This window comes from Pseudomonas sp. R32, from assembly GCF_009866705.1.
GTDB lineage: Bacteria > Pseudomonadota > Gammaproteobacteria > Pseudomonadales > Pseudomonadaceae > Aquipseudomonas > Aquipseudomonas donghuensis.
In genome coordinates this window covers 242,956-264,977 of the sequence record NZ_CP019396.1, presented here as the reverse complement: position 1 = coordinate 264,977, position 22,022 = coordinate 242,956, and the positions used below count along the sequence as shown (strand labels likewise).

Below are 22,022 nucleotides of genomic sequence, written 5' to 3'. Positions count from 1 at the left end.
ATAACAATGACTACAAGCCTGCCTGTACCCCCCGCGCTCAGCCGGCGCGGGCTGCTCAAGTTCAGCCTCGGCGCCAGCGCTTTCCTCGCCACCGCCGGGCTGGGTGCCAGCCTTGCCGGCTGCTCGGCGCAATCACCGGCGCATGGTTTCATCGCCCTGCGCCAGAACGACCTGGCCATTGTTCAGGCGCTGATTCCGGTCGTGCTTGCCGGCACCGAGGCGGCTGATAGCGGCGCAGCCTTGCTGCACAGGCTGGACAACAAACTTGCCGCCCTGTCGCCGGCCATGCTCAAGCTGACCCGGCAACTGTTCGACGTGCTCGCCATGGCGCTGACCCGTGGGCCGTTGACCGGCATCTGGGGTAGCTGGGACAACGCCAGCAGCGCGCAGATCCAAGCCTTTCTGCAACGCTGGCAGGACAGCTCGCTGAATCTGCTGCGCATGGGCCACGCCTCGTTGCTGCAGCTGCTGCACATGGCCTGGTACGAGTTGCCGGAATCCTGGGCCCATTGCGGCTACCCCGGCCCGCCCAAGGTTTGATCCACCCATAACAACAAGAGGCTGAAGATGCCCGTACCCGACCTGTTTCGCGACGGCCTTGGCCGTGGCTGGAAAACCCGTGACGCCTCGCGCCTGGACCAGGACCTGAGCCTTGAAACCGACATTGCCATCATCGGCAGCGGCGCCGGCGGTGCCACCAGTGCCGAACTGCTCAGCGCCGCCGGCTTCAGGGTGCTGCTGATCGAGGAAGGCCCGCTGAAAACCAGCAGCGACTTCCACATGCTCGAAGACCAGGCCTACGCCAGCCTCTACCAGGAAGGTATCGGGCGCATGAGCAAGGATGGCGCCATTACCATCCTGCAAGGCCGCGCGGTCGGCGGCACGACCTTGATCAACTGGACCTCGAGCTTTCGCACCCCTGAACCGACCCTGGAGCACTGGGCCAGGGAACATGGCGTTAAGGGCCTGAGCAGCGCCGAACTGGCGCCGTGGTTCGCGCGCACGGAACAACGCCTGGGCATCGAGCCGTGGATCATGCCGCCCAACGCCAACAACGAGGCGCTGCGCCGCGGCTGCGAAGCGCTGGGCTACACCTGGAAGGTGATCCCGCGCAACGTGCGCGGCTGCTGGAACCTGGGCTATTGCGGCATGGGCTGCCCGGTGAACGCCAAGCAGTCGATGCTGGTCACCAGCATCCCGGCGGCCCTCGAGCACGGCGGCGAGCTGCTCTACCTGGCCCGCGCCGAGCGCCTGGAACACAACGGTGAACAGATCAGCGGCCTGCAGTGCGTGGCCATGGACTCACGCTGCGTCGAACCCACCGGCCGGCAAATCCGGGTCAAGGCCCGGCATTACATCCTCGCCGGCGGCGGCATCAATAGCCCCGGCCTGCTGCTACGCTCGGACGCCCCGGACCCGCATGAACGCCTGGGCAAGCGCACCTTCCTGCACCTGGTCAACTTCAGCGCCGGGCTGTTCAAGGACCCGGTCAACCCGTTCTACGGCGCACCGCAGTCGATCTACTCCGACCATTTCCAGTGGCGCGACGGCGTCAGCGGGCCGATGGGCTACAAGCTTGAAGTACCGCCCCTGCACCCGGCGCTGGCCAGCACCCTGCTGGGCAGCTTCGGCAAGGAAAACGCCCTGCGCATGGCGCAATTGCCGCATACCCACGTGATGCTCGCCTTGCTGCGCGACGGTTTTCACCCCGACAGCGTCGGTGGCGAGGTGCAGTTGCGCGGCGATGGCTCGCCAGTGCTCGACTACCCGGTTTCGCCCTATGCCTGGGACGGCGTGCGCCGGGCCTTCCAGAGCATGGCCGAAATCCAGTTCGCCGCCGGCGCCGACAGCGTGATGCCGGTGCACAGTGATGCCCGCCAGGTAAAAACCCTGGCCGAAGCCCGGCAGATGATCGACGGCCTGAACCTTGAGCTGTTTCGCACGCGCCTGGGCAGCGCCCACGTCATGGGTGGCTGCGCCATGGGCGAGGACCCGCGCCAGGCGGTATGCGACAGTCTGGGACGCCACCATCAGCTGGCCAACCTGTCGATCCATGACGGCTCGCTGTTCCCCACCAGCATCGGTGCCAACCCGCAATTGTCGGTGTATGGCCTCAGTGCACGGCTCAGCGATGCCCTGGCCGAGCGTCTGGCGCCTGGCAGATGACAACAAATGGCCGCACTGTCTATAGTGCCTTCAGCGTGGACGGGTGACTTGGCCGACCGCCACTGCTGCGATACCATCCGACTCCCCAACGCACTCCTGCCAGGACGACGCGATGAACCGAGTGTTGTACCCAGGTACTTTCGACCCTATTACCAAGGGCCATGGCGATCTGGTCGAGCGTGCCTCGCGGCTGTTCGACCAAGTGATCATTGCGGTCGCCGCCAGCCCGAAGAAAAACCCCCTGTTCCCAATGGAGCAACGGGTGGAACTGGCTCGCGAGGTCACCAAGCACCTGCCCAATGTCGAAGTCATCGGCTTCTCCACCTTGCTGGCGCATTTCGCCAAGGAACAGCAGGCCAATGTGTTCCTGCGCGGCCTGCGGGCTGTTTCGGACTTTGAGTACGAATTTCAGCTGGCGAACATGAACCGCCAGCTGGCCCCCGACGTCGAGAGCCTGTTCCTCACCCCCTCGGAGCGCTATTCGTTCATTTCCTCGACCCTGGTCCGGGAAATCGCGGCGCTGGGCGGCGACATCAGCAAATTCGTCCACCCGGTGGTGGCCGAGGCCCTGACCGAACGCTTCAAGAAGTGACATCGGCGATTTGACCATGGCGCCCGCGTGCACTGCGGGCGCTAATGCGGCACAATTATGCCCATTGGTTTTCAAATGCCCGGGTGCTGAGCCCTGGCCGGAGTCCCCATGTCCCTGATCATCACCGACGACTGCATCAACTGCGACGTCTGCGAACCCGAGTGCCCGAACGCCGCGATCTCTCAAGGCGAAGAGATCTACGTGATCGACCCTAACCTGTGCACCCAGTGCGTCGGCCACTACGACGAGCCGCAATGCCAGCAAGTCTGCCCGGTAGACTGCATCCCTCTGGATGAAGCGCATCCGGAGACCGAAGCGCAGCTGATGGAAAAATACCGCCGAATCACCGGCAAGGCCTGATGCCGTTCGTCGCCCGGCTCGTACCGCTGGTCCTTGGCGTCGCCCTGGCGCTGGGCGCGGTTTGTGCCCAGGCCCAAGGCCCGGGTCGCGCCGCGATTGCCACACCGCATGCCCAGGCGACCGCGGCTGCGCGGGAAGTGCTTGAGCAAGGCGGCAACGCCTTTGATGCAGCCATTGCGATCAGCGCCGCGCTGGCGGTGGTCGAGCCCTATGGCTCGGGCCTTGGTGGCGGCGGCTTCTTCCTGTTGCGCGAAGGCAAGACACCGGCCCGCTATGCCTTTATCGATGCCCGCGAGCGGGCACCGGGCAAGGCCAGCGAAGCCATGTACCTCAAGGACGGCAAGGTCCAGCCCGGGTTGTCGATCAATGGCCCGTTGGCAGCGGCGATTCCCGGCTTGCCGGCAGCGCTCGCCGATCTTGCCGCCCAGTACGGCAAGCTGCCGCTGAAAAGCACCCTGGCACCGGCCATTCGCCTGGCCAACCAGGGTTTTGCCGTCGACCGCATTTACCGCGACCGCGCCCAGATGCGCCTGAGCGCCCTGCGCGATGATCCGGAAAGCGCCCGACTGTTCCTCATCAACGGTGAAGTCCCGGCCCTTGGCGCGCACATCCGCCAACCAGAACTGGCCATCACCCTTGAGCGCATCGCCTATCAGGGCCGCGACGGTTTTTATGCCGGCCCCACCGCTCAGGCCATGGTTCAAGGCGTACAAGCGGCGGGTGGCATCTGGAGCCTGGATGACCTGGCCAATTACCGCACGGCCAAACGCGAGCCGCTGCGTTATCAGCTGGCCGATCAACGCGAACTGATCAGCGCCCCACCGCCCTCAGCCGGTGGCGTGGCCCTGGCCCAGAGCCTGGCAATGCTCCAGCGCCTGCCCTGGCAAAGCGCCGAACCGGTGCAGCGCAGCCATTACGTGCTGGAAGTATTGCGCCGGGCCTACCGCGACCGCGGCCTGCTCGGCGATCCGGACTACGTCGCCAACCCGCTGCCACAACTGCTCGCACGCCATTACCTGACGGACCTGGCCGACAGCATCGACGTGCACCAGGCCACGCCCAGCAGCAGCCTGCCGCCCGCCCCGGCCTGGCGCGAAGGCGATCACACCACCCACTTCGCGGTGATCGACGCCGACGGCAATGCCGTGGCCGCGACCTTGTCGGTCAACCTGCCATTTGGCGCAGCGTTTAGCGCCCCCGGTACCGGCGTGGTGCTGAACAACGAAATGGATGACTTTGCCGCCGACCCTCGTGGCAGCAACAGTTACGGCCTGGCTGGCAGCCAGGCCAACGCCGTGGCCGCCGGCAAACGGCCGCTGTCGAGCATGAGCCCGAGTTTTATCGAGAGCCCGACCCAGTTCGCCGCGTTCGGCACGCCGGGCGGCAGCCGTATCCCGAGCATGGTGCTGTTGTCGATGCTGGGGTTTCTTGAGGGCAAGCCGGTTGCCAGCTGGCCGGCGGTGCCGCGCTATCACCACCAGTACCTGCCCGATGTGGTCGAGCACGAGCCGGGGGCGTTCAGCACCGGGCAGCAGCGTGAACTGCAGGCACGCGGCTACCAGCTCAAGGACCTGGGGCGGACCTACGGCAATCAGCAAGTACTGTACTGGGACAAGGCCGGGCAAACCCTCGAAGCCGCCAGCGACCCCCGCGGCGTGGGCGCCGCGCAGGTGCTCAGCCCGCGCTAAACACCTTCACTTCTGGCAGCGTAGGCAGAAGACGCTGGCGCGCTGGCCGAGCTTGACCTCACGCAGGATGCTGCCACACACCTTGCACGGCTCTTCCCCACGCCCGTAGACGAACAGTTCCTGCTGGAAGTAGCCCGGCTGGCCGTCGCCACCGATAAAGTCGCGCAAGGTGGTGCCGCCGCGCTCGATGGCGCAGGCCAGGATGCGTTTGATCTCGATCGCCAGCTTCAGGTAGCGCGCCCGGGAAATGCTCCCGGCTTCGCGGCGCGGGTCGATGCCGGCAGCGAACAGCGCTTCGGTCGCATAGATATTGCCAACCCCGACCACCACCGCGTTGTCCATGATGAACGGCTTGACCGCCATGGACTTGCCCCGCGACAGCTGGAACAGTCGCTCGCCATCGAACAGATCGGTCAAAGGCTCCGGGCCGAGCTTGATCAGCAGCTCGTGATTGAGCGGATCAAGGCTCCACAGCATCGCCCCAAAGCGCCGCGGATCGGTGTAGCGCAGCGCCAGGCCCGACTCCAGTTCGATATCCACATGCTCGTGCTTGGCCGCCGGCAAGCCGATCTCGACCAGGCGCAAATTGCCGGACATGCCCAGGTGGCTGATCAAGGTGCCGACCTCGGCATTGAGCAGCAGGTACTTGGCGCGCCGCTCGACCTTGACGAAGCGTTGCCCGGACAGGCGAATGTCGAGGTCCTCGGGGATCGGCCAACGCAAGCGCCGCTCACGGACGATCACCCGGCTGACCCGCTGGCCTTCCAGGTAAGGCGCGATGCCGCGCCGGGTGGTTTCGACTTCTGGCAATTCCGGCATGGATCAGTGACCGCCCAGTTCGCGAATAGTCTGCTTCAGACTCTCAAAGTCATACTCGGACAAGCCGACATAATCGAGCACCAGGTGCCCGACGGTATTCCATTCGTGGTCCACGCTCTGGTTGCCCAGGACTCGGTACGATGAACAGATATGCTCGGCCATCTTCAGGATCGCCAGCAGATTCTTCAGTTGGCTATTGCGCGCCGAGTCATCGCTGAACACCGCCAGGGCATTGTGATGGTTGGCGATGGCATTGCTCAGGTGTTCCGGCAGGCGCCACGACTTGGCAGTGTAGTAACCGACCACCGCGTGGTTGGTGTTGAACACCTGGTTCTCGGTGTCGACCACCCGGTGTTCGGCACCGGCGCTGGCATAGGCATCCTCGAGCACGCTCATGTACTCGGGAAAGCGCTTGAGCATCAGCGGCACGCCGCAATCATGGAACAGGCCCAGGGCATAAGCTTCGTCCACCGCCTGCGAGCCGATGCGCTTGGCCAGGGTCAGGCAGGTCATGGCCACGTCCTGGGCGGTATCCCAGAACCGATTGAGGGTGACGATGGTGTCGTCGCTCATCTCGCCCTTGATCGACTGGGCGTTGATCAGGTTGATGATCGAGCGGCTGCCAAGCAGGTTCACCGCGCGCTGGATCGAGGCGATCTTGTTGCTCAGGCCGTAATACGGCGAGTTGACCAGCTTGAGCAACGCACCGGACAGACCCGGGTCCTGGGAGATCAGCTTGGCGATCACCTCCAGGTCAGGGTCGGGCATGTATTGCTCGAACTGCAGGTCAACCATGATCTGCGGCTGCGGCGGGACGCTGATGCCTTGCAGGGCGTTCTGGATCTGTTCGGCGGAGAGTTCCTGGGACATAAGTACACACTCGGGGCTGAGCGGCGATTCTAACCCGATCGTACTGGCCAGGGGTGAAGCGAAAGGCCATCGCTCTGTTGCAATTTGTCGCTATTCCCCATCGACGCGCCAGGCATCGGGTTATAATCCCGCTCTTTTTTCCCGGAGCGACGTCATGTCCCTGCCCAGCCTTCGTCTTAAAGCCAATGCCGACCGCCGCCTGCGCGCCGGCCACCTGTGGGTCTACAGCAACGAAATCGACGTCGCCGCGACCCCGCTGCATGGCTTCAAGGCCGGTGACCAGGCGATCCTCGAAACCGCCGGCGGCAAGGCCCTTGGCGTCGTCGCCATGAGCCCGAACAACCTGATCTGCGCCCGCCTGCTGTCGCGTGACGCCAAGCTGGCCCTGGACAAATCGCTGCTGGTGCACCGCATCAACGTTGCCCTGTCGCTGCGCGAGCGCCTGTTCGACAAGCCGTTCTACCGCCTGGTGTACGGTGATTCCGACTTGCTGCCGGGCCTGGTGGTCGATCGTTTCGGCGACATCCTGGTGGTCCAGCTCGCTTCGGCGACCATGGAACAGCACAAGGACGACGTGGTTGCCGCGCTGGTTCAGGTGCTCAAGCCGACCGGCATCCTGTTCAAGAACGACTCCGCCGCGCGCGATGCCGAAGGCCTGGGCCGTTACGTTGAAACCGTGTTCGGCCTGGTGCCGGAGTGGGTGGCTCTGGAAGAGAACGGCGTGAAGTTCGAAGCGCCGGTCATGGAAGGCCAGAAGACCGGCTGGTTCTACGACCACCGCATGAACCGCGCGCGCCTGGCACCGTACGTCAAAGGCAAGCGCGTGCTCGACCTGTTCAGCTACATCGGTGGCTGGGGCGTACAGGCCGGTGCCTTTGGCGCCAGCGAAGTGTTCTGCGTCGATGCCTCGGGCTTTGCCCTGGACGGCGTCGAGCGTAACGCCGGGCTCAACGGCATTGCCGAGAAGCTGACCTGCATCGAAGGCGACGTGTTCGAAGCGCTGAAAGAGCTCAAGGCCTCCGAAGAGCGTTTCGACGTGATCGTGGCCGACCCGCCCGCCTTCATCAAGCGCAAGAAGGACCTGAAAAACGGCGAAGGTGCCTACCGCCGCCTGAACGAACAGGCCATGCGCCTGCTGACCAAGGACGGCATCCTGGTCAGTGCATCCTGCTCGATGCACCTGCCGGAAGACGACCTGCAGAACATCCTGCTGACCAGCGCCCGCCACCTGGACCGCAACATCCAGCTGCTCGAGCGCGGCGGCCAGGGCCCGGATCACCCGGTGCACCCGGCGATCCCGGAAACCCGCTACATCAAGAGCATCACCTGCCGCCTGCTGCCTAACAGCTAAGGCGCGGTGCAATAAAAAATCCCGGCCTGGTGCCGGGATTTTTTTCGCCTGTAATACGCTAGCGGTTGGGCTGCCAGGTCAGGTCGACGCCATCGAGGGTCAGTGTCTTGTAGCGCGGCATCACCGGCTTCATCTGCCCATGGCGGATCAGCTGAACCAGTCGCTCGGTGTTATCGCGAATACTGTGCAGGCTACCGACTTCGCGCCATTCCCCCTTGCCCTCGCGGGCAAACAGGAAGACGCTGGATGCGTAGGTGTGCCGCGGGATCATCAACACTTCGTTGCGCCCGTCGCCATCCATGTCCACGCCCCACAGAAAACAGCCCCTGCCAGAGCATTGAGTCTCGGCCATGACCATCTTGGCGAACGCCTCGCTGCCAGGCTGCTCGGGGCCCAACCATTCCAGTTTCGGCCCGCGATTGTCTTCGCCATACCGCGAGTGGGACTCATCCATGATCCACTGCAGTCTCTTGCGGCCTTCAGCGTCGAACAGCTCGTCAGTCTTGAGCCGCTCTTCCAGCGCCGTGAACGCCTCACGCCCCGGCTTGCCCAGGCTGTGATACAAGGTTCTGGCATCGAATTCCTGGATGGCGGTACGCCCGCTAAGCAGGCGCTCGACCTGGTTGTTGGCACTGAGCTGCAAAGGGTTCAGCAGTGGCGTATAGAACAGCACCACCAGCACCGCGCTGAGCAGGGCAATCCACGGGTTACTGACTCGCAGGCTATTGAGCCAGCCCTTGCGCGAGGCGAACACCGCCCACAGAGCAGCAAGGCTGTGCACCTGCATCACGCCGATCAACAACAGGGCGAGGATACGCTCAGGCGTCAGGCCGTACTGATTCACCCGCAACCAGCTTGAATAGCCCGCCAGCGCCACCAGCACCGGCAAGCACAGCAAGCAGGCCTCGACCAGGCGCTTGAGCACGCCCGGATAGGGATTGGCCTGATGGCCATCCTGGAACACGCCGTTGACCAAAAACAGGTTGATGGCCACCAGCAACAACAGGATGGTGGTCGAGTAGCCGGTATTCCAGATCGGCTGCAACCCGGTAAACGGCAGCATCAGGCTGAACAGTACGGCGATCAGTGCGCTCAGTGGCAGCAACACACGACACAGGGTCAATAGCACGCCGCGCAGCAGGCCGATGACTTTTTCGTTCTCCAGGCCCATGCGCATCCCCAGGGAGAACACTACCGCCAGACCGATGCGCACTACTGGCGCCGAGGTCAGCACGTCTTCGACCTGGGGGATGCCGAGCATCAGGAACAGGCGTCCGCACAACCACAGCAGCAGCCAGAACAACAGGGTGAACAGCAGTGCCAGGAGGACGATGAAGATGTTGTTCCAGGCATGCCGGAACAGGTCTTCATAGCGCAGCCGCAGGCCTTCGCGGGTCGGCCAGCTGAGGATGAAGGCGGTGCCGATGTAGGTCACGGCAACTGCAGCCACCCATGAGCTCTGCCAGACCCAGCCCAGGGTGTCCTGACTGAAGGTCCAGCTGCTGATAAAGCCGATCAGCAGCGTCAGGCCCAGGACCAGCCAACCGGTACCGCGTTGCAACACCGCACTGCCGAGCAGTTGCAGGTTGACCCCGGCCACCAGCACGGCGGCGCACAGGCCAAATGGCAGCCCGGCGATATCGATCTGGATGTGCCTGGCGTAGAGGAACACCAGGCCTTGCAGCAGGCCAATGGCCAGGTAGAACAGTAAAGATCGACTTATCGCAGGCATTGCAAATCCTTTTGGCCAGTGGGGTGCGAAGCGTGCAAGTCTACCCAAAGCCTGGCAGCCGACGCCAAGGCCTTTACCTTGCGGGCTGTACTAACGGCCAATTATCACAACGCCATTCCCTCAAGGCCGCAGCGGTGTAGAATCGGGCTATTCATCGCCAGTCATCCCCGGCGGGTTTATGAGCTCTGGCCGAGCGCACGGCGATCCCGCGGCGATCTCGGCTTCATCCGTACCAGCGGCCACCTGCCTTCGGTGCAAAGGACAAGAGAAGCTCACTCCCCTTTTTGTTACCTGATTAGCCGCCAGGAGTGCTTCATGCCTGATTACCGCTCGAAAACGTCCACCCACGGCCGCAATATGGCCGGCGCCCGCGCCCTCTGGCGTGCCACCGGGATGAAGGACGAGGACTTCAAAAAACCGATCATCGCCATCGCCAACTCCTTCACCCAGTTCGTCCCAGGCCACGTGCACCTGAAGGACCTGGGCCAGCTGGTGGCCCGCGAGATCGAACGCGCCGGTGGCGTGGCCAAGGAGTTCAACACCATCGCGGTCGACGACGGCATCGCCATGGGCCACGACGGCATGCTCTATTCGCTGCCCAGCCGCGAGATCATTGCCGACTCGGTCGAGTACATGGTCAACGCCCACTGCGCCGACGCCATCGTCTGCATCTCCAACTGCGACAAGATCACCCCTGGCATGCTGATGGCCGCCCTGCGCCTGAACATTCCGGTGATCTTCGTTTCCGGCGGGCCGATGGAAGCTGGCAAGACCAAGCTGGCCAACCACGGCCTGGACCTGGTCGATGCCATGGTCATTGCCGCCGACTCCACCGCCAGCGATGAAAAAGTCGCCGAGTACGAGCGCAGCGCCTGCCCGACCTGCGGTTCGTGCTCCGGCATGTTCACCGCCAACTCGATGAACTGCCTGACCGAAGCCCTGGGCCTGGCCCTGCCGGGCAACGGTTCGACCCTGGCCACCCACAGCGACCGCGAGCAGCTGTTCCTGCAGGCTGGGCGCACCATCGTCGAGCTGTGCAAACGCTACTACGGCGACAACGACCAGAGCGTGCTGCCGCGCAACATCGCCAACTTCAAGGCGTTCGAGAACGCCATGATGCTCGACATCGCCATGGGCGGTTCGACCAACACCATCCTGCACCTGCTGGCCGCCGCCCAGGAAGCCGAGATCGCTTTCGACCTGCGCGACATCGATCGCCTGTCGCGCAAAGTGCCGCAGCTGTGCAAAGTGGCGCCGAACATCCAGAAGTACCACATGGAAGACGTCCACCGCGCCGGCGGCATCTTCAGCATCCTCGGCTCGCTGGCCCGCGGCGGCCTGCTGCACACCGACCTGCCGACCGTGCACAGCACGAGCATGGAAGAAGCCATCGCCAAGTGGGACATCACCCAGACCAACGACGAAGCGGTTCACCACTTCTTCAAGGCGGGCCCGGCGGGTATCCCGACCCAGACCGCATTCAGCCAGTCGACCCGTTGGCCGACCCTGGATGATGACCGTGAAAACGGCTGCATCCGCAGCGTCGAGCACGCCTACTCGCAAGAAGGCGGCCTGGCCGTGCTGTACGGCAATATCGCCCTGGACGGCTGCGTGGTGAAAACCGCCGGCGTCGACGAGTCGATCCACGTCTTCGAAGGCAACGCCAAGATCTTCGAAAGCCAGGACAGCGCCGTGCGCGGCATCCTTGCTGACGAAGTGAAGGCAGGTGACATCGTCATCATCCGCTACGAAGGTCCGAAAGGCGGCCCGGGCATGCAAGAGATGCTCTACCCGACCTCGTACCTCAAGTCCAAGGGCCTGGGCAAAGCTTGCGCCCTGCTCACCGACGGCCGCTTCTCGGGCGGCACCTCGGGCCTGTCGATCGGCCACGCTTCACCAGAAGCCGCAGCCGGCGGCGCCATTGGCCTGGTGCAGGACGGCGACAAGGTGCTGATCGACATCCCTAACCGCTCGATCAACCTGCTGGTCAGCGATGAAGAGCTGGCCGCACGCCGGGTGGAACAGGACAAGAAAGGCTGGAAACCGGTCGAAGCACGGCCACGCAAAGTGACCACTGCGCTCAAGGCCTACGCCCTGCTGGCGACCAGCGCCGACAAGGGTGCGGTACGCAACAAGGCGCTGCTGGACGGGCTGTAAGCAGAAAAGCATCGCGGGGCAAGCCCGCTCCCACAGGTGTGGGAGCGGGCTTGCCCCGCGATGGCCTCAACTCAGTACTTGGCCCGTACAGTAAAGGTCAGGTTGCGCGGTTCGCCATAGAAGTTCGACCCCCACGAACTGTCCACCCGCTCATAGTACGTACGATCGAACAGGTTATTGGCCGTCAGCGTCGCCGACAGGTTCTGGTTGAATTTGTAGCCCATCTGGGCCGTGGCGATGCTGTAGCCGCCCTGGACGAAGTCCACGTCACGCTTGTAGTAGGTGGCACTCACTGCCCGCACCCCGCCACCGACGCTGAAGTCCTTCAGCGGGCCATCGGCAAATTCGTAGCGCGTCCACAGGTTGAAGTTGTGCTTGGGGGTGATGGTGGTGCCCTGGTTGGTGTCTTCGCCGCTCAGCGACTTGAGCAGGGTGAAGGCGTAGCCGGTGCTGATGCTCCAGTTGTCGGTGAGGTTGCCGCTCAGCTCGGTTTCCCAACCCTGGCTGCGAATCTTGCCTTGCGGCTCGTAGTACTGGTTGTTGGCCACCAGCTCGGCGCGGTTCTCGTCGTAGATGCGAAACAGCGCCACGCTGCCATTCAAGCGGCCATCGTAAAACTCACGCTTGAGGCCGATTTCGTACTGTTTACCTTTGCGCGGGGCGATGGTCTGGCCACCGGCATTCACATCGGTCTGCGGCTTGAACACGCTGGTGTAGCTGGCATAGGCCGACAGCTCCGGCGTCAGCTTGGCCACCAGCGCTCCGTAGGGAATGACCTTGCGGTTGATGCTGCTTTCGGTGCTGTTGAAGTTGTTGAAGAAGGCGTTGGCGTTATGCGCATCGCTTTCGAACCAGGTCACCCGGCTGCCGAGGATTACGTCCAGCCAGTCGGTGGCGCTGATCTTGGTGCGGGCGTAGAGGCCGTACTGGTGCGATTTCGACCAGTTGCCGTTGTCCATTTCGTACTTCTGCTTGGGGATATTGATGCTGCCTGGGTCGAACACGTTGGTGTCGAAGTATTCACCACCGCCATAGGTGAAGTCCTTGTCCAGGTGCTGATATTCAGCCCCCATGGTCAGCTCGTGGGTACGGCCAAAGGCTTCCACCGGCAAGGTCACGAAGCTGTCCAGGCCCAGGGTCTTGATGTGGGTGTAGTAGGAGTAGGCCACCGCCGAGCTGGCGCCGGTGACCGGGTCGACCGCACCGTCGCTCCAGGTGAAGTTGCGGGTCGGGGTTTCAGCATCGCGGTAGGTCAACGAGGTCTTGAACTGGCCACCGTTCTCCAGGGCGTGATCGACTTCGAAGAAGCTTTCCCAGACGTGCTCGTCCAGTTCGTTCCACTTGGCATCGACGAAGGTCGAGCGCTTGACGTCCAGCAGCTTGCCGCTGGCGTAAGCCGGCAGGCCGAACGCCGGAGTAGAACGGTTCTTCTGATAGGCGCCGCCCAGCGACAGGGTAGTGTCCGGGGTCACGTCGTATTCCAGCCGGCCATACACCATTGGCCGCTCGTTCTGGGCGTAATCGACGAAGGACTTGTTGTCCTCATAAGCGGTAACGAAGCGCCCGCGCAGGCTGCCGTCGCTGTTGAGCGGGCCGGTGATGTCCACGGTCGAGTGGTAGTGATCGTAGGAGCCTGCCGACAGCTCGCCACTGAGGGCGAACTGACCGAGGGCGCGCTTGCGCACCAGGTTGATGGTGCCGCCGGGCTCACCGGCGCCCTGGTACAGGCCGGAGGGCCCGCGCAACACTTCGACGCGGTCGAACATCGCCAGGTCGAAGCTGGTCATCAGGTCGCCCTGGCCAGTCATTTGCGAGACGCCGTCGACCTGCACCTGATCGACCAGGAAGCCGCGCATGTACACATCATTCAGACTGGAGCCGGAGTTGTAGCTCTTGATCGTCGCCCCGGTGACCTGGCGCATGGCGTCCTGCAGGCTGTTCATGTTCTGGTCGTCCATACGCTGACGGGTGACGACCGACACCGACTGCGGAATGTCCTTGAGCTTTTGTTCGCCCTTGCCGATGGTCAGCGCACCGGTTGTGTAGGACTGGCTACCTTCGGTGGTAGCGCCCAGCACCTTGCCGCCGACCATGGTCGCGCCCAACTGCAACGCGGTGTCTTCGCCCTGGCGTTTTTCCAGGGTTACGCTATCGCGATCGATGTAGGTTGCACTCAGGCCAGTGCCGGCCAGTAGCTGGGCCAGGGCCTGGTCCTGTGGATAACTGCCGCTCAAGCCCGGGGAGCGCAGGCCTTGAGTGACCTCGGCGCCCACCAGCACCTGCACCCGGGTTACCGCACTGAAGGCCGCCAGCGCCGCATCCAGCGATTGCGCCGGGATCTCGAAGCGATAGGCCTGCGCTTGCGCGGTAGACGCGGCCAGGGTCGGCATTGCCAGCGTGCCGCAGCCCAGGGCAATGGCCAGGCTCAGCAGGGTCGGCACGCCGGGCAGGCGCCGGGTGGCGGTGGTGTGTTCCATCAGTGGTGCTCCCCAGAATCGTCGAAGTCGTTAAGTGGCGCCACACTGTCTGAGAGTGCTTATTATTTGCGCCTACGAGATCAAGGACGTCAGCTGCTGGGGAAACCCTGAAACTTTCGTAAGAAATTTTTCAGCCCTCGCGCAACACCCGCAGATACGGGGTGTAGTGCTCGGCGCGCAGGCCCAGGGTGTGGGTCAAGGCCTTGAGCACGGCCTCGGGCTTGTCGATCTCGAACACTCCCGAGACTTTGCGCTGGCGCAGGCTCTCGCCCAACACCAGGGTCTGCCCCGGCCAGTAGCGGTTCAGGGCATCGACCACTTCGACCAGCGGCTGCTCGCGGAACACCAGTTGGCGCTGGCGCCAGGCGAACTCGGCGGGCACATCAAAACCATGCTCGGCGCTCAGGCGAGCGCCGCGATACTCGACACCGCGACCGGGTTCCAGCAGCACTGACCGAGTGTTGTCGGCACTGACCTGGACCTTGCCCTGGGCTACCCGCACCCGGGTCTGGTCGCCTTCCCGGGCCACGCTGAAGCGCGTGCCCACGACCCTGACCCAGCCATCACCGGAGCGAATCACAAACGGCCGCGCCGGGTCATGGCTGACGTCGAACCAGGCCTCGCCACGCAATAACCGCACCCGCCGCTCGCCATCGACCAGCTCGACCTGCACGGCCGTATCGGTGTTGAGTTGTAGTTGCGAACCGTCCGCCAGGGCAATGCTGCGCGACTCGCCGGTGCGGGTGGCATAGTCGGCGCGCCAGCGGTCCGGCCAGGGGCTGTACGCCAGCCAACCGACCATCAGCAGCACCGCGGCAGCACTGGCCCAGACCTGCAGCCGCGGCCGGCGCCAACGCGCGCGCTGCGCCTGGCGGATCTGCCGCGCCGGCTCACACAAGGCACCCAGCAGGCCAAGCACTTCCTCCCAGGCCTGGGCCTGTGCCGGGCCCTGGGCCAGCCAGGCGCTGAAGGCCTCGCGCTCATCGGCCGTGACGTCTTCGGCCTGCAGGCGGTAGTACCAGCCGCTGGCTTCGGCGAACAGATCGTCGGCCTCTATGGCGTGTGGGTCGGTCATCGGGGTATCCGTCGCTGCAATTGGCCGGCTCATGGGCACGACCTCGGCGTACCGCTGAGCAAGCGCGCCTTGATAAAGGCCCGGCAGTCGATCAGCGCACGACGCAATTGGTATTCGACACTACGCGGGGAGACCTGCAGGCGCTCGCCAATTTCCCGGTAGGAACATTCGTCGACATGATAGAGCAGGAAGATGTGCCGGGTCGCCTCGGGCAGGGCCTGGATAGCCTCGTGCATCAGCGCCTGCTCTTGCAGCGCAGACAATTGCTCGTCGGCACCTGGCGTTTCGCAGGCCAGCTCCTCGCTGGGTTCGCCGCCGTCCAGGCGCTCGCGACGAATGGACTGACGCTGGTGGTCACGTACCAGGTTGCTGGCAATGGTGAAGAGGAAGGCCGGTAGATTGTCGATCTTCTTGTCGGCAGGCAGCCGCGCCAGACGCAGGAAAGACTCCTGGGTCAGGTCGGCTGCCACCTGCGCATTACCGGTACGGCGCGCAACAAAGGCTTCCAGCGCTTTCTTGTGCTCGGCGAACAAGCGGGCAATCTGCGTATTCCACGAAGACACGGTACTTCCTGGCGTTGGGCCTCAAGGTGAGCGCACGCTAGCAGAAGATGAGATGAATTCGCAATTGATATCTATTTTGCTTACTGAATCTGCTCCGGCGTGACGATCACCCAGTTCTTGTCCGCCGTCACCGGCAACCCCTCTTTGGCCTGGGCCGCTGCATGCTTGGCAATCATGCCGTTGATCTGGTCCATGTACTTGGCCTTGCGATTTATCCACAGGTGGATGCCGCCCTTGGCCACATCGACGCTATGGAACTGCATGTAGCCATCACTGGTTGGGGTATCGCCACCGACCAGCACCGGCTTCTTCCACTCATCAATATAGGTGAGGATCGCCGCCTGCTTGCCCGCCATCCAGGTGGCCGGGGTCCACAGGTAGGGGGTCAGTTCCAGGCCCAGGTTGGCCTGCGCGTCGTAGCGGCCGGCACTGATCTGCTTGCGCGCGGTGGTCAGGGCGCCGCTGGTGCGGTCCTTGAGCAGCAAGCTGACGCCGATCACGTTCTGCGGTTTGACGTTGTAGCCATACTTGGGATCGGCGGCGACCATGCGCACCAGTTCTTCGGAGGCGGCGCTGATCACGTAGACCTCGATGCCGTTTTCCATCAGCTTGTTGAACAGCTCGGCTTGGCCTGCGAACACTTTCGGCGGTTGCACCTCGATGGGCTTGACCTGATCACCCTCGTAGTAGGTGCTCGGCACCGGCTTGCCCGAAGCCATCAGCTCATCGACATAACCTTTGAGCTCCTTGAGGGTGAAGCCGGAAAACACTTGGGCGACCCAGGGGTAGCAGACCATGTCGTCGATTTCGCAGAGCCGGTAGTAGTAACTGAACAGGCTCTCCTTGTGCTCGGCGGTGTCCTTGAAGGGGATGAGCTTGAGTGACGGATCGAGCTTGTCACGGCTGAGCAGGCCCTTGTTCTCCATGAACGGCAGCAGCGATTCTTCGAGGTCGAAGCGGTAGCTGGTGTTGTCCATGTCGAAGACCGCGTAGTTGCCCTTGTTGGCGTTGGCGGCAATCATTGTGTCCAGTTGTTTGGCAGCCTCGACCGGCCAGTGCTTGAGTTCCGTGGCCCAGCTATGCCCGGTCAGCAACAAGGCAAGGCCGGCGGCGAGGATTTTCGGAGCAGACGTCATGTGCATTTCTCCAGAAAAGTGGCCCGCTCACGCTAGCAAAGCCTGAAATGCACACCGACCCGACAGCGACACCGACACGCCCCTGAGCGGCCACGTGCATTCTGTTTGCGACCCACCGTTATTCCAAAAACGACTATAGAAATTCCATTTCGATATAAATTCGTTCGTTTTCATGCTGTTAGCATTTCTGTTCGCAATCGCACACAGAGGCGATGCCCCGCCTTTTTTCCTGGAGCTTCAATGAATCTGCCGTTGTCTCTCAATCTGCTGGCGTTCCTGGCGTTGTTGCTGGGCCTGGCGCAAACCCGTCATGGCAACTGGAGCCTGGCCAAGAAGGTCCTGGTCGGCCTGGTCCTCGGCGTGCTGTTCGGCGCCGCCCTGCATGCCATCTATGGCGCCGGCAACCCGATCCTCAAGGCCACCATCAGCTGGCTCGACCTGGTGGGCAACGGTTACGTGCAGTTGCTGCAGATGATCGTCATGCCGCTGATCTTCGCCTCGATCCTCAGCGCCGTGGCGCGCCTGCACAACGCTTCGTCGCTGGGCAAGATCAGCTTCCTGACCATCGGCACCCTGCTGTTCACCACGGCCATCGCCGCATTGATCGGCATCGTGCTGACCAACCTGTTCGGCCTGACCGCCGAAGGCCTGGTGGCCGGCACCGCCGAAACTGCGCGCATGGCGGCGATCCAGAGCGACTACGTGGGCAAGGTCACCGACCTGAACATCCCACAGCTGCTGCTGTCGTTCATCCCCAGCAACCCGGTGGGCGACCTGGCCCGGGCCAAGCCGACCTCGATCATCAGCGTGGTGATCTTTGCCGTGTTCCTCGGCATGGCCGCCATGCAGTTGCTCAAGGATGATGCCGAGAAGGGCAACCGCGCCCTGGCTGCCATCGACACCCTGCAAGCCTGGGTGATGCGCCTGGTGCGCCTGGTGATGAAGCTCACCCCGTACGGCGTGCTGGCGTTGATGACCAAGGTGGTGGCCAGCTCGAACCTGGACGACATCCTCAAGCTCGGCAGCTTCGTGGTGGTGTCGTACATCGGCCTGGGCCTGATGTTCGTGGTGCACGGCCTGCTGCTGGCTATGAGCGGTGTGAACCCGCTGCGCTTCTTCCGCAAGGTCTGGCCGGTGCTGACCTTCGCCTTCACCAGCCGCTCCAGCGCCGCCAGCATCCCGCTGAGCATCGAGGCGCAAACCCTGCGCCTGGGCATTCCGCAGTCGATCGCAAGCTTTGCCGCATCATTCGGGGCGACCATTGGCCAGAACGGCTGCGCCGGCCTGTACCCGGCGATGTTGGCGGTGATGGTGGCGCCAGCGGTGGGCATCGATCCATTTGACCCGCTGTGGATTGCCACCCTGGTGGCGATCGTCACCCTGAGTTCGGCGGGTGTCGCGGGCGTGGGTGGTGGTGCGACCTTCGCGGCACTGATCGTACTACCAGCCATGGGCTTGCCGGTCGAGCTGGTGGCCTTGCTGATCTCGGTCGAGCCGTTGATCGACATGGGCCGCACGGCGCTGAACGTGAACGGTTCGATGACTGCAGGGGCGATCACCAGCCAGATGCTCAAGCAGACTGACAAGTCAGTGCTGGAGGCGCAGGAGCATGCGCAGCTGACGCACTCCTGAGTCCTGCGTCGCCCTGAAGGGCCTCATCGCCGGCGTTGCCGGCGATGCTTTTCAGGCCTTTTCCCAGACCTCGAAGTGATAAGCAGGCTTGTCACCTTCAGCCGCATTCGCCTGACTCGACGCCAGCTTCCACTGCGCCTGATCAAACGGCGGAAACCACGCATCCCCTTCCGGGTTCAATTCCACCCGCGTCAGGTACAGCCGATCCGCCAGGCCGCGCTCGATCGCCTGGGTATACAGCTGCGCGCCGCCGATCAGCATCAGCTCATCGACGCCCTGCGCCAGTGCCCATTGCTCGGCACGCACCATCGCTTCATCGAGCGAGGCGAACACCTCGGCACCTTCGAGCTGCAAGCCCGGCTGGCGGCTGACCACCAGGTTCAAGCGCCCCGGCAGCGGTCGGCCCAGCGAATCCCAGGTTTTGCGACCCATGATGATCGGCTTGCCCAGGGTGGTGGCCTTGAAATACTTGAAATCCCCCGGCAGGTGCCAGGGCATGCTGTTGTCGATGCCGATCACGCGGTTCTCGGCGAGGGCCGCGATCAGGCTGAGGGGGAGTGATGTTTTCATGCCGGCGAGGATAGCAAAGCCCGATCTTCGATGCCTGGGTTATGCTTTGGGCTGACTTGATCAATGGAAGACCGCGTGACTGCACTGACTGACCTGGACAAACGCTGGCTCACCGAAGCCGTGCGCCTGCGCGAAGAACATGCAGGCCCCTTGGAAGACCAGGAAGCCAACCGCCGCGCCCGCCAATCGGGCGGCGACCTGCCGGCGCGCATCGAAAACCGCGCCCTGTGGCTGGCCGAACGCGACGGCATGCGCAGCGCCCTGCAACACTGGAAACAAGGCGCACGCCTGGCGCTGGCGGCCCTGATGGTGCTTGCCGTGCTCAGCGGCGCCGGCCTGGCCTTGGCCGCCCTCGGCGACAGCCTGCGCCCGGTGAACGTGTTCTGGGCCCTGGGCAGCCTGCTCGGGCTTAACCTGTTGCTGTTGCTCGGCTGGTTGCTGGGCTTTTTCTTCGCCGCTGAACAGGGCGCCAGCCTTGGCCGCCTGTGGCTGTGGCTCAGCGAAAAATTCGCCCGTGATGCCCAGGCCGCGCACCTGGCACCCGCCCTGCTAGTGATGCTGCAACGGCAAAGGCTCAACCGCTGGCTGCTCGGCCTGCTGGTGCACAGCCTGTGGCTGGTAGCCCTGGGCACGGCGCTGCTGATGTTGCTGATTCTGCTGGCGACCCGGCGTTATGGCTTCGTCTGGGAAACCACCATTCTTGGCGCCGACACCTTCGTTGCCCTGACCCAGGCCCTGGGTGCCCTGCCGGCGTTGCTTGGCTTCAGCGTACCGGACGTGGCCATGATCCGCGCCAGCGGCGACAGCCAACCGGCACTGGAACTGGCCCGCCAGGCCTGGGCCGGCTGGTTGCTGGGGGTGCTGCTGGTGTATGGCATCGTCCCGCGCCTGCTGCTTGCCGCCTGGTGCCTATGGCACTGGCGCAGTGGCCGGGCGCGCTTGCACCTGGACCTCAATCTGCCCGGCTACAGCCAGTTGCGCGATGCGCTGATGCCCAGCAGCGAACGCCTGGGCGTCAACGATGCCGCGCCTGATGCCCTGCCGCAGATTGTCCGGGGCGTCGGCGAAGAACACAGCAATGGCGCCCTGCTGGTCGGTCTCGAACTGGACGACAAACGCCCATGGCCACCCGCCCTGCCAGCAGCGGTAAGCAACGCCGGCATCCTCGACAGCCGCGAGTCCCGCAACAAGCTGCTCGAACAGCTCAGCCGCTTTCCTCCGGCGCGCCTGGCGATTGCCTGCGACCCGCGCCGCTCGCCCGACCGCGGTAGCCTGGCACTGCTTGCCGAGCTTGCGCGTAATGCCGGCGCCACGCGCATCTGGCTGCTGCAGGCGATGCCCGGCCAGGCGCTGGATGCTGACCGTCTCGGCGACTGGCATCAGGCCCTGGAACAACTCGGCTTGAATTACGCCGACACTGCCCCGCTGAACTGGCTGGAGCATGGCCATGACTAAGCCACTGAAACTGGCCGTGGTCGGCCACACCAATGTCGGCAAGACCTCACTGTTGCGCACCCTGACCCGCGATGTCGGCTTCGGCGAAGTGTCCCACCGACCGAGCACCACCCGCCATGTCGAGGGCGCACGCCTGTCGGTTGACGGCGAGCCACTGCTGGAGCTCTACGACACGCCGGGGCTGGAAGATGCCATCGCCCTGCTCGATTACCTCGAACGCCTGGAACGCCCGGGCGAACGCCTTGATGGTCCGGCGCGGCTGGAGCGCTTTCTGCAGGGCAGCGAAGCACGCCAGCGTTTTGAACAAGAGGCCAAGGTGCTGCGCCAGTTGCTGGCCAGCGATGCCGGTCTGTATGTGATTGATGCCCGCGAGCCGGTGCTGGCCAAGTACCGCGACGAGCTGGAAGTGCTCGCCGGATGCGGCAAGCCGCTGTTGCCGGTGCTCAATTTCGTCGCCAGCAGCGACCATCGTGAAGCCGACTGGCGCGAAGCCCTGGCGCGTCTGGGTCTGCATGCGCTGGTGCGCTTCGACAGCGTCGCCCCGCCGGAAGACGGCGAGCGCCGCCTGTACGAAAGCCTGGCCTTGATGCTGGAGCACTCCCGCAGCGCACTGCAACGCCTGATCGACGATCAACAGGCCCAGCGCCAGGCCCGGCGTGAAAGCGCCAAGCGCCTGGTCGCCGATCTGCTGCTCGACTGCGCTGCCTGCCGGCGCAGCGTAGTTGCCGAACCCGGCGCCGAGGCCGTGGCCATCGAAGCCCTGCGCCGCGATGTGCGCCAGCGCGAGCAACGCTGCGTCGAAGCACTGCTCAAGCTCTATGCCTTTCGCAAGGAAGATGCCGCCAGCAGCGACCTGCCCTTGCTCGACGGGCGCTGGGGCGATGACCTGTTCAACCCGGAAACCCTCAAGCTGCTCGGAGTACGCCTGGGCAGCGGCGTGGCGGCCGGTGCGGCGGCCGGGGCGGGAGTCGATTTGCTGGTCGGCGGCCTGACCCTCGGGGTTGCAGCGCTGGCCGGGGCGATTGCCGGCGGCGCCCTGCAGACCGCCCGCAGCTATGGCTCGCGCCTGCTCGGCAAGCTCAAGGGCCAGCGTGAACTGACGGTGGATGACAGCGTGTTGCGCCTGTTGGCACTGCGTCAGCATCAGCTGATGCATGCGTTGGATGCCCGTGGTCATGCGGCGATGGAGCGAATCAAGCTGGCAACACCGCAGGAGCAGACCTGGCGTGAAGGCAAATTGCCGGAAGCGCTGAACAAGGCACGGGCGCATCCGCAGTGGTCGTCGCTCAATCCGGGGGCGAGGGTCAATCAGGCGGAGCGTCAGGAGCAGATTGATGCTTTGGTGCTAGAGCTTTAGGACGCTATCGCGGGGCAAGCCG

At 63.9% G+C, this 22,022-nt stretch carries 18 protein-coding genes; 10 read left to right on the top strand and 8 right to left on the bottom strand.

The genetic code is table 11. The annotated features are described in order from the left end of the window. Window positions 1-6: 6 nt before the first annotated feature. From PspR32_RS01155 to ggt, 5 genes are all read left to right on the top strand, one after another. Entirely contained in the window at window positions 7-540 is a 534-nt protein-coding gene (locus PspR32_RS01155; protein WP_010222179.1) for a hypothetical protein, read from the top strand. Window positions 541-567: 27 nt separating this feature from the next. Beyond that, window positions 568-2,166, top strand: a complete 1,599-nt coding sequence (locus PspR32_RS01150) for a GMC family oxidoreductase (protein ID WP_159387987.1) — start codon at window positions 568-570, stop codon at window positions 2,164-2,166. A gap of 112 nt (window positions 2,167-2,278) precedes the next feature. Then, window positions 2,279-2,758, top strand: a complete 480-nt coding sequence (coaD, locus tag PspR32_RS01145) for a pantetheine-phosphate adenylyltransferase (RefSeq protein WP_010222177.1) — start codon at window positions 2,279-2,281, stop codon at window positions 2,756-2,758. 108 nt (window positions 2,759-2,866) lie between these two features. Then, entirely contained in the window at window positions 2,867-3,118 is a 252-nt protein-coding gene (locus PspR32_RS01140) for a YfhL family 4Fe-4S dicluster ferredoxin (protein WP_038997674.1), read from the top strand. Then, the gene (gene ggt / locus PspR32_RS01135; protein ID WP_159387986.1) at window positions 3,118-4,806 is read left to right on the top strand and encodes a gamma-glutamyltransferase; all 1,689 of its coding nucleotides are present in this window, start codon (window positions 3,118-3,120) and stop codon (window positions 4,804-4,806) included. Before PspR32_RS01140 ends, ggt begins: the two co-directional genes overlap by 1 nt. Window positions 4,807-4,812: 6 nt before the next feature. Here ggt and mutM read toward each other — a convergent pair whose 3' ends face one another. Both mutM and PspR32_RS01125 read right to left on the bottom strand, forming a co-directional pair. Next, window positions 4,813-5,625, bottom strand: coding sequence for a bifunctional DNA-formamidopyrimidine glycosylase/DNA-(apurinic or apyrimidinic site) lyase (gene mutM, locus PspR32_RS01130; RefSeq protein WP_010222174.1), 813 nt, complete (start codon window positions 5,623-5,625; stop codon window positions 4,813-4,815). Window positions 5,626-5,628: 3 nt separating this feature from the next. Then, on the bottom strand, window positions 5,629-6,495 hold the full coding sequence (locus PspR32_RS01125; protein WP_010222173.1) for an HDOD domain-containing protein: 867 nt from the start codon (window positions 6,493-6,495) through the stop codon (window positions 5,629-5,631). Between the two features lie 154 nt (window positions 6,496-6,649). On the opposite strand from PspR32_RS01125, the gene PspR32_RS01120 reads away from it, so the two are divergent. Beyond that, window positions 6,650-7,846, top strand: coding sequence for a class I SAM-dependent rRNA methyltransferase (locus tag PspR32_RS01120; RefSeq protein WP_010222172.1), 1,197 nt, complete (start codon window positions 6,650-6,652; stop codon window positions 7,844-7,846). A 58-nt stretch (window positions 7,847-7,904) separates the two neighbouring features. Here the strand turns inward: PspR32_RS01120 and PspR32_RS01115 are convergent, their stop codons facing one another. Next, window positions 7,905-9,578, bottom strand: coding sequence for a DUF4153 domain-containing protein (locus tag PspR32_RS01115; RefSeq protein WP_159387985.1), 1,674 nt, complete (start codon window positions 9,576-9,578; stop codon window positions 7,905-7,907). Window positions 9,579-9,893: 315 nt separating this feature from the next. On the opposite strand from PspR32_RS01115, the gene ilvD reads away from it, so the two are divergent. After that, a complete protein-coding gene (ilvD, locus tag PspR32_RS01110; RefSeq protein ID WP_159387984.1) occupies window positions 9,894-11,735 on the top strand; it encodes a dihydroxy-acid dehydratase in 1,842 nt (613 codons plus the stop codon). Between the two features lie 71 nt (window positions 11,736-11,806). Here ilvD and PspR32_RS01105 read toward each other — a convergent pair whose 3' ends face one another. From PspR32_RS01105 to PspR32_RS01090, 4 genes are all read right to left on the bottom strand, one after another. Then, window positions 11,807-14,212 (bottom strand): TonB-dependent siderophore receptor, encoded by a 2,406-nt coding sequence (locus PspR32_RS01105; protein ID WP_159387983.1) that lies wholly within the window; start codon window positions 14,210-14,212, stop codon window positions 11,807-11,809. A gap of 130 nt (window positions 14,213-14,342) precedes the next feature. Next, window positions 14,343-15,287: a FecR family protein gene (locus tag PspR32_RS01100; protein WP_159387982.1), complete on the bottom strand. Its 945-nt coding sequence runs from the start codon at window positions 15,285-15,287 to the stop codon at window positions 14,343-14,345. Between the two features lie 29 nt (window positions 15,288-15,316). Next, window positions 15,317-15,850, bottom strand: coding sequence for an RNA polymerase sigma factor (locus tag PspR32_RS01095; protein WP_010222163.1), 534 nt, complete (start codon window positions 15,848-15,850; stop codon window positions 15,317-15,319). Window positions 15,851-15,930: 80 nt separating this feature from the next. Continuing rightward, window positions 15,931-16,986 (bottom strand): phosphorylcholine phosphatase, encoded by a 1,056-nt coding sequence (locus PspR32_RS01090; RefSeq protein ID WP_010222160.1) that lies wholly within the window; start codon window positions 16,984-16,986, stop codon window positions 15,931-15,933. A gap of 240 nt (window positions 16,987-17,226) precedes the next feature. On the opposite strand from PspR32_RS01090, the gene PspR32_RS01085 reads away from it, so the two are divergent. Continuing rightward, the gene (locus PspR32_RS01085; RefSeq protein ID WP_159387981.1) at window positions 17,227-18,618 is read left to right on the top strand and encodes an L-cystine transporter; all 1,392 of its coding nucleotides are present in this window, start codon (window positions 17,227-17,229) and stop codon (window positions 18,616-18,618) included. 51 nt (window positions 18,619-18,669) lie between these two features. On the opposite strand, the gene PspR32_RS01080 is transcribed toward PspR32_RS01085, so the two are convergent. Next, entirely contained in the window at window positions 18,670-19,188 is a 519-nt protein-coding gene (locus PspR32_RS01080; protein WP_010222158.1) for a dihydrofolate reductase, read from the bottom strand. 63 nt (window positions 19,189-19,251) lie between these two features. Here PspR32_RS01080 and PspR32_RS01075 point away from each other — a divergent pair, with 63 nt between their 5' ends. Both PspR32_RS01075 and PspR32_RS01070 read left to right on the top strand, forming a co-directional pair. Then, complete coding sequence (locus PspR32_RS01075; protein WP_026001253.1) at window positions 19,252-20,643, top strand: DUF2868 domain-containing protein; 1,392 nt, start codon at window positions 19,252-19,254, stop codon at window positions 20,641-20,643. Next, window positions 20,636-22,000 carry a GTPase/DUF3482 domain-containing protein gene (locus PspR32_RS01070; RefSeq protein WP_010222156.1) on the top strand — a complete coding sequence of 455 codons (1,365 nt, stop codon included), beginning with the start codon at window positions 20,636-20,638 and terminating at the stop codon, window positions 21,998-22,000. The genes PspR32_RS01075 and PspR32_RS01070 overlap by 8 nt, the downstream gene beginning before the upstream one ends. Window positions 22,001-22,022 lie beyond the last annotated feature (22 nt).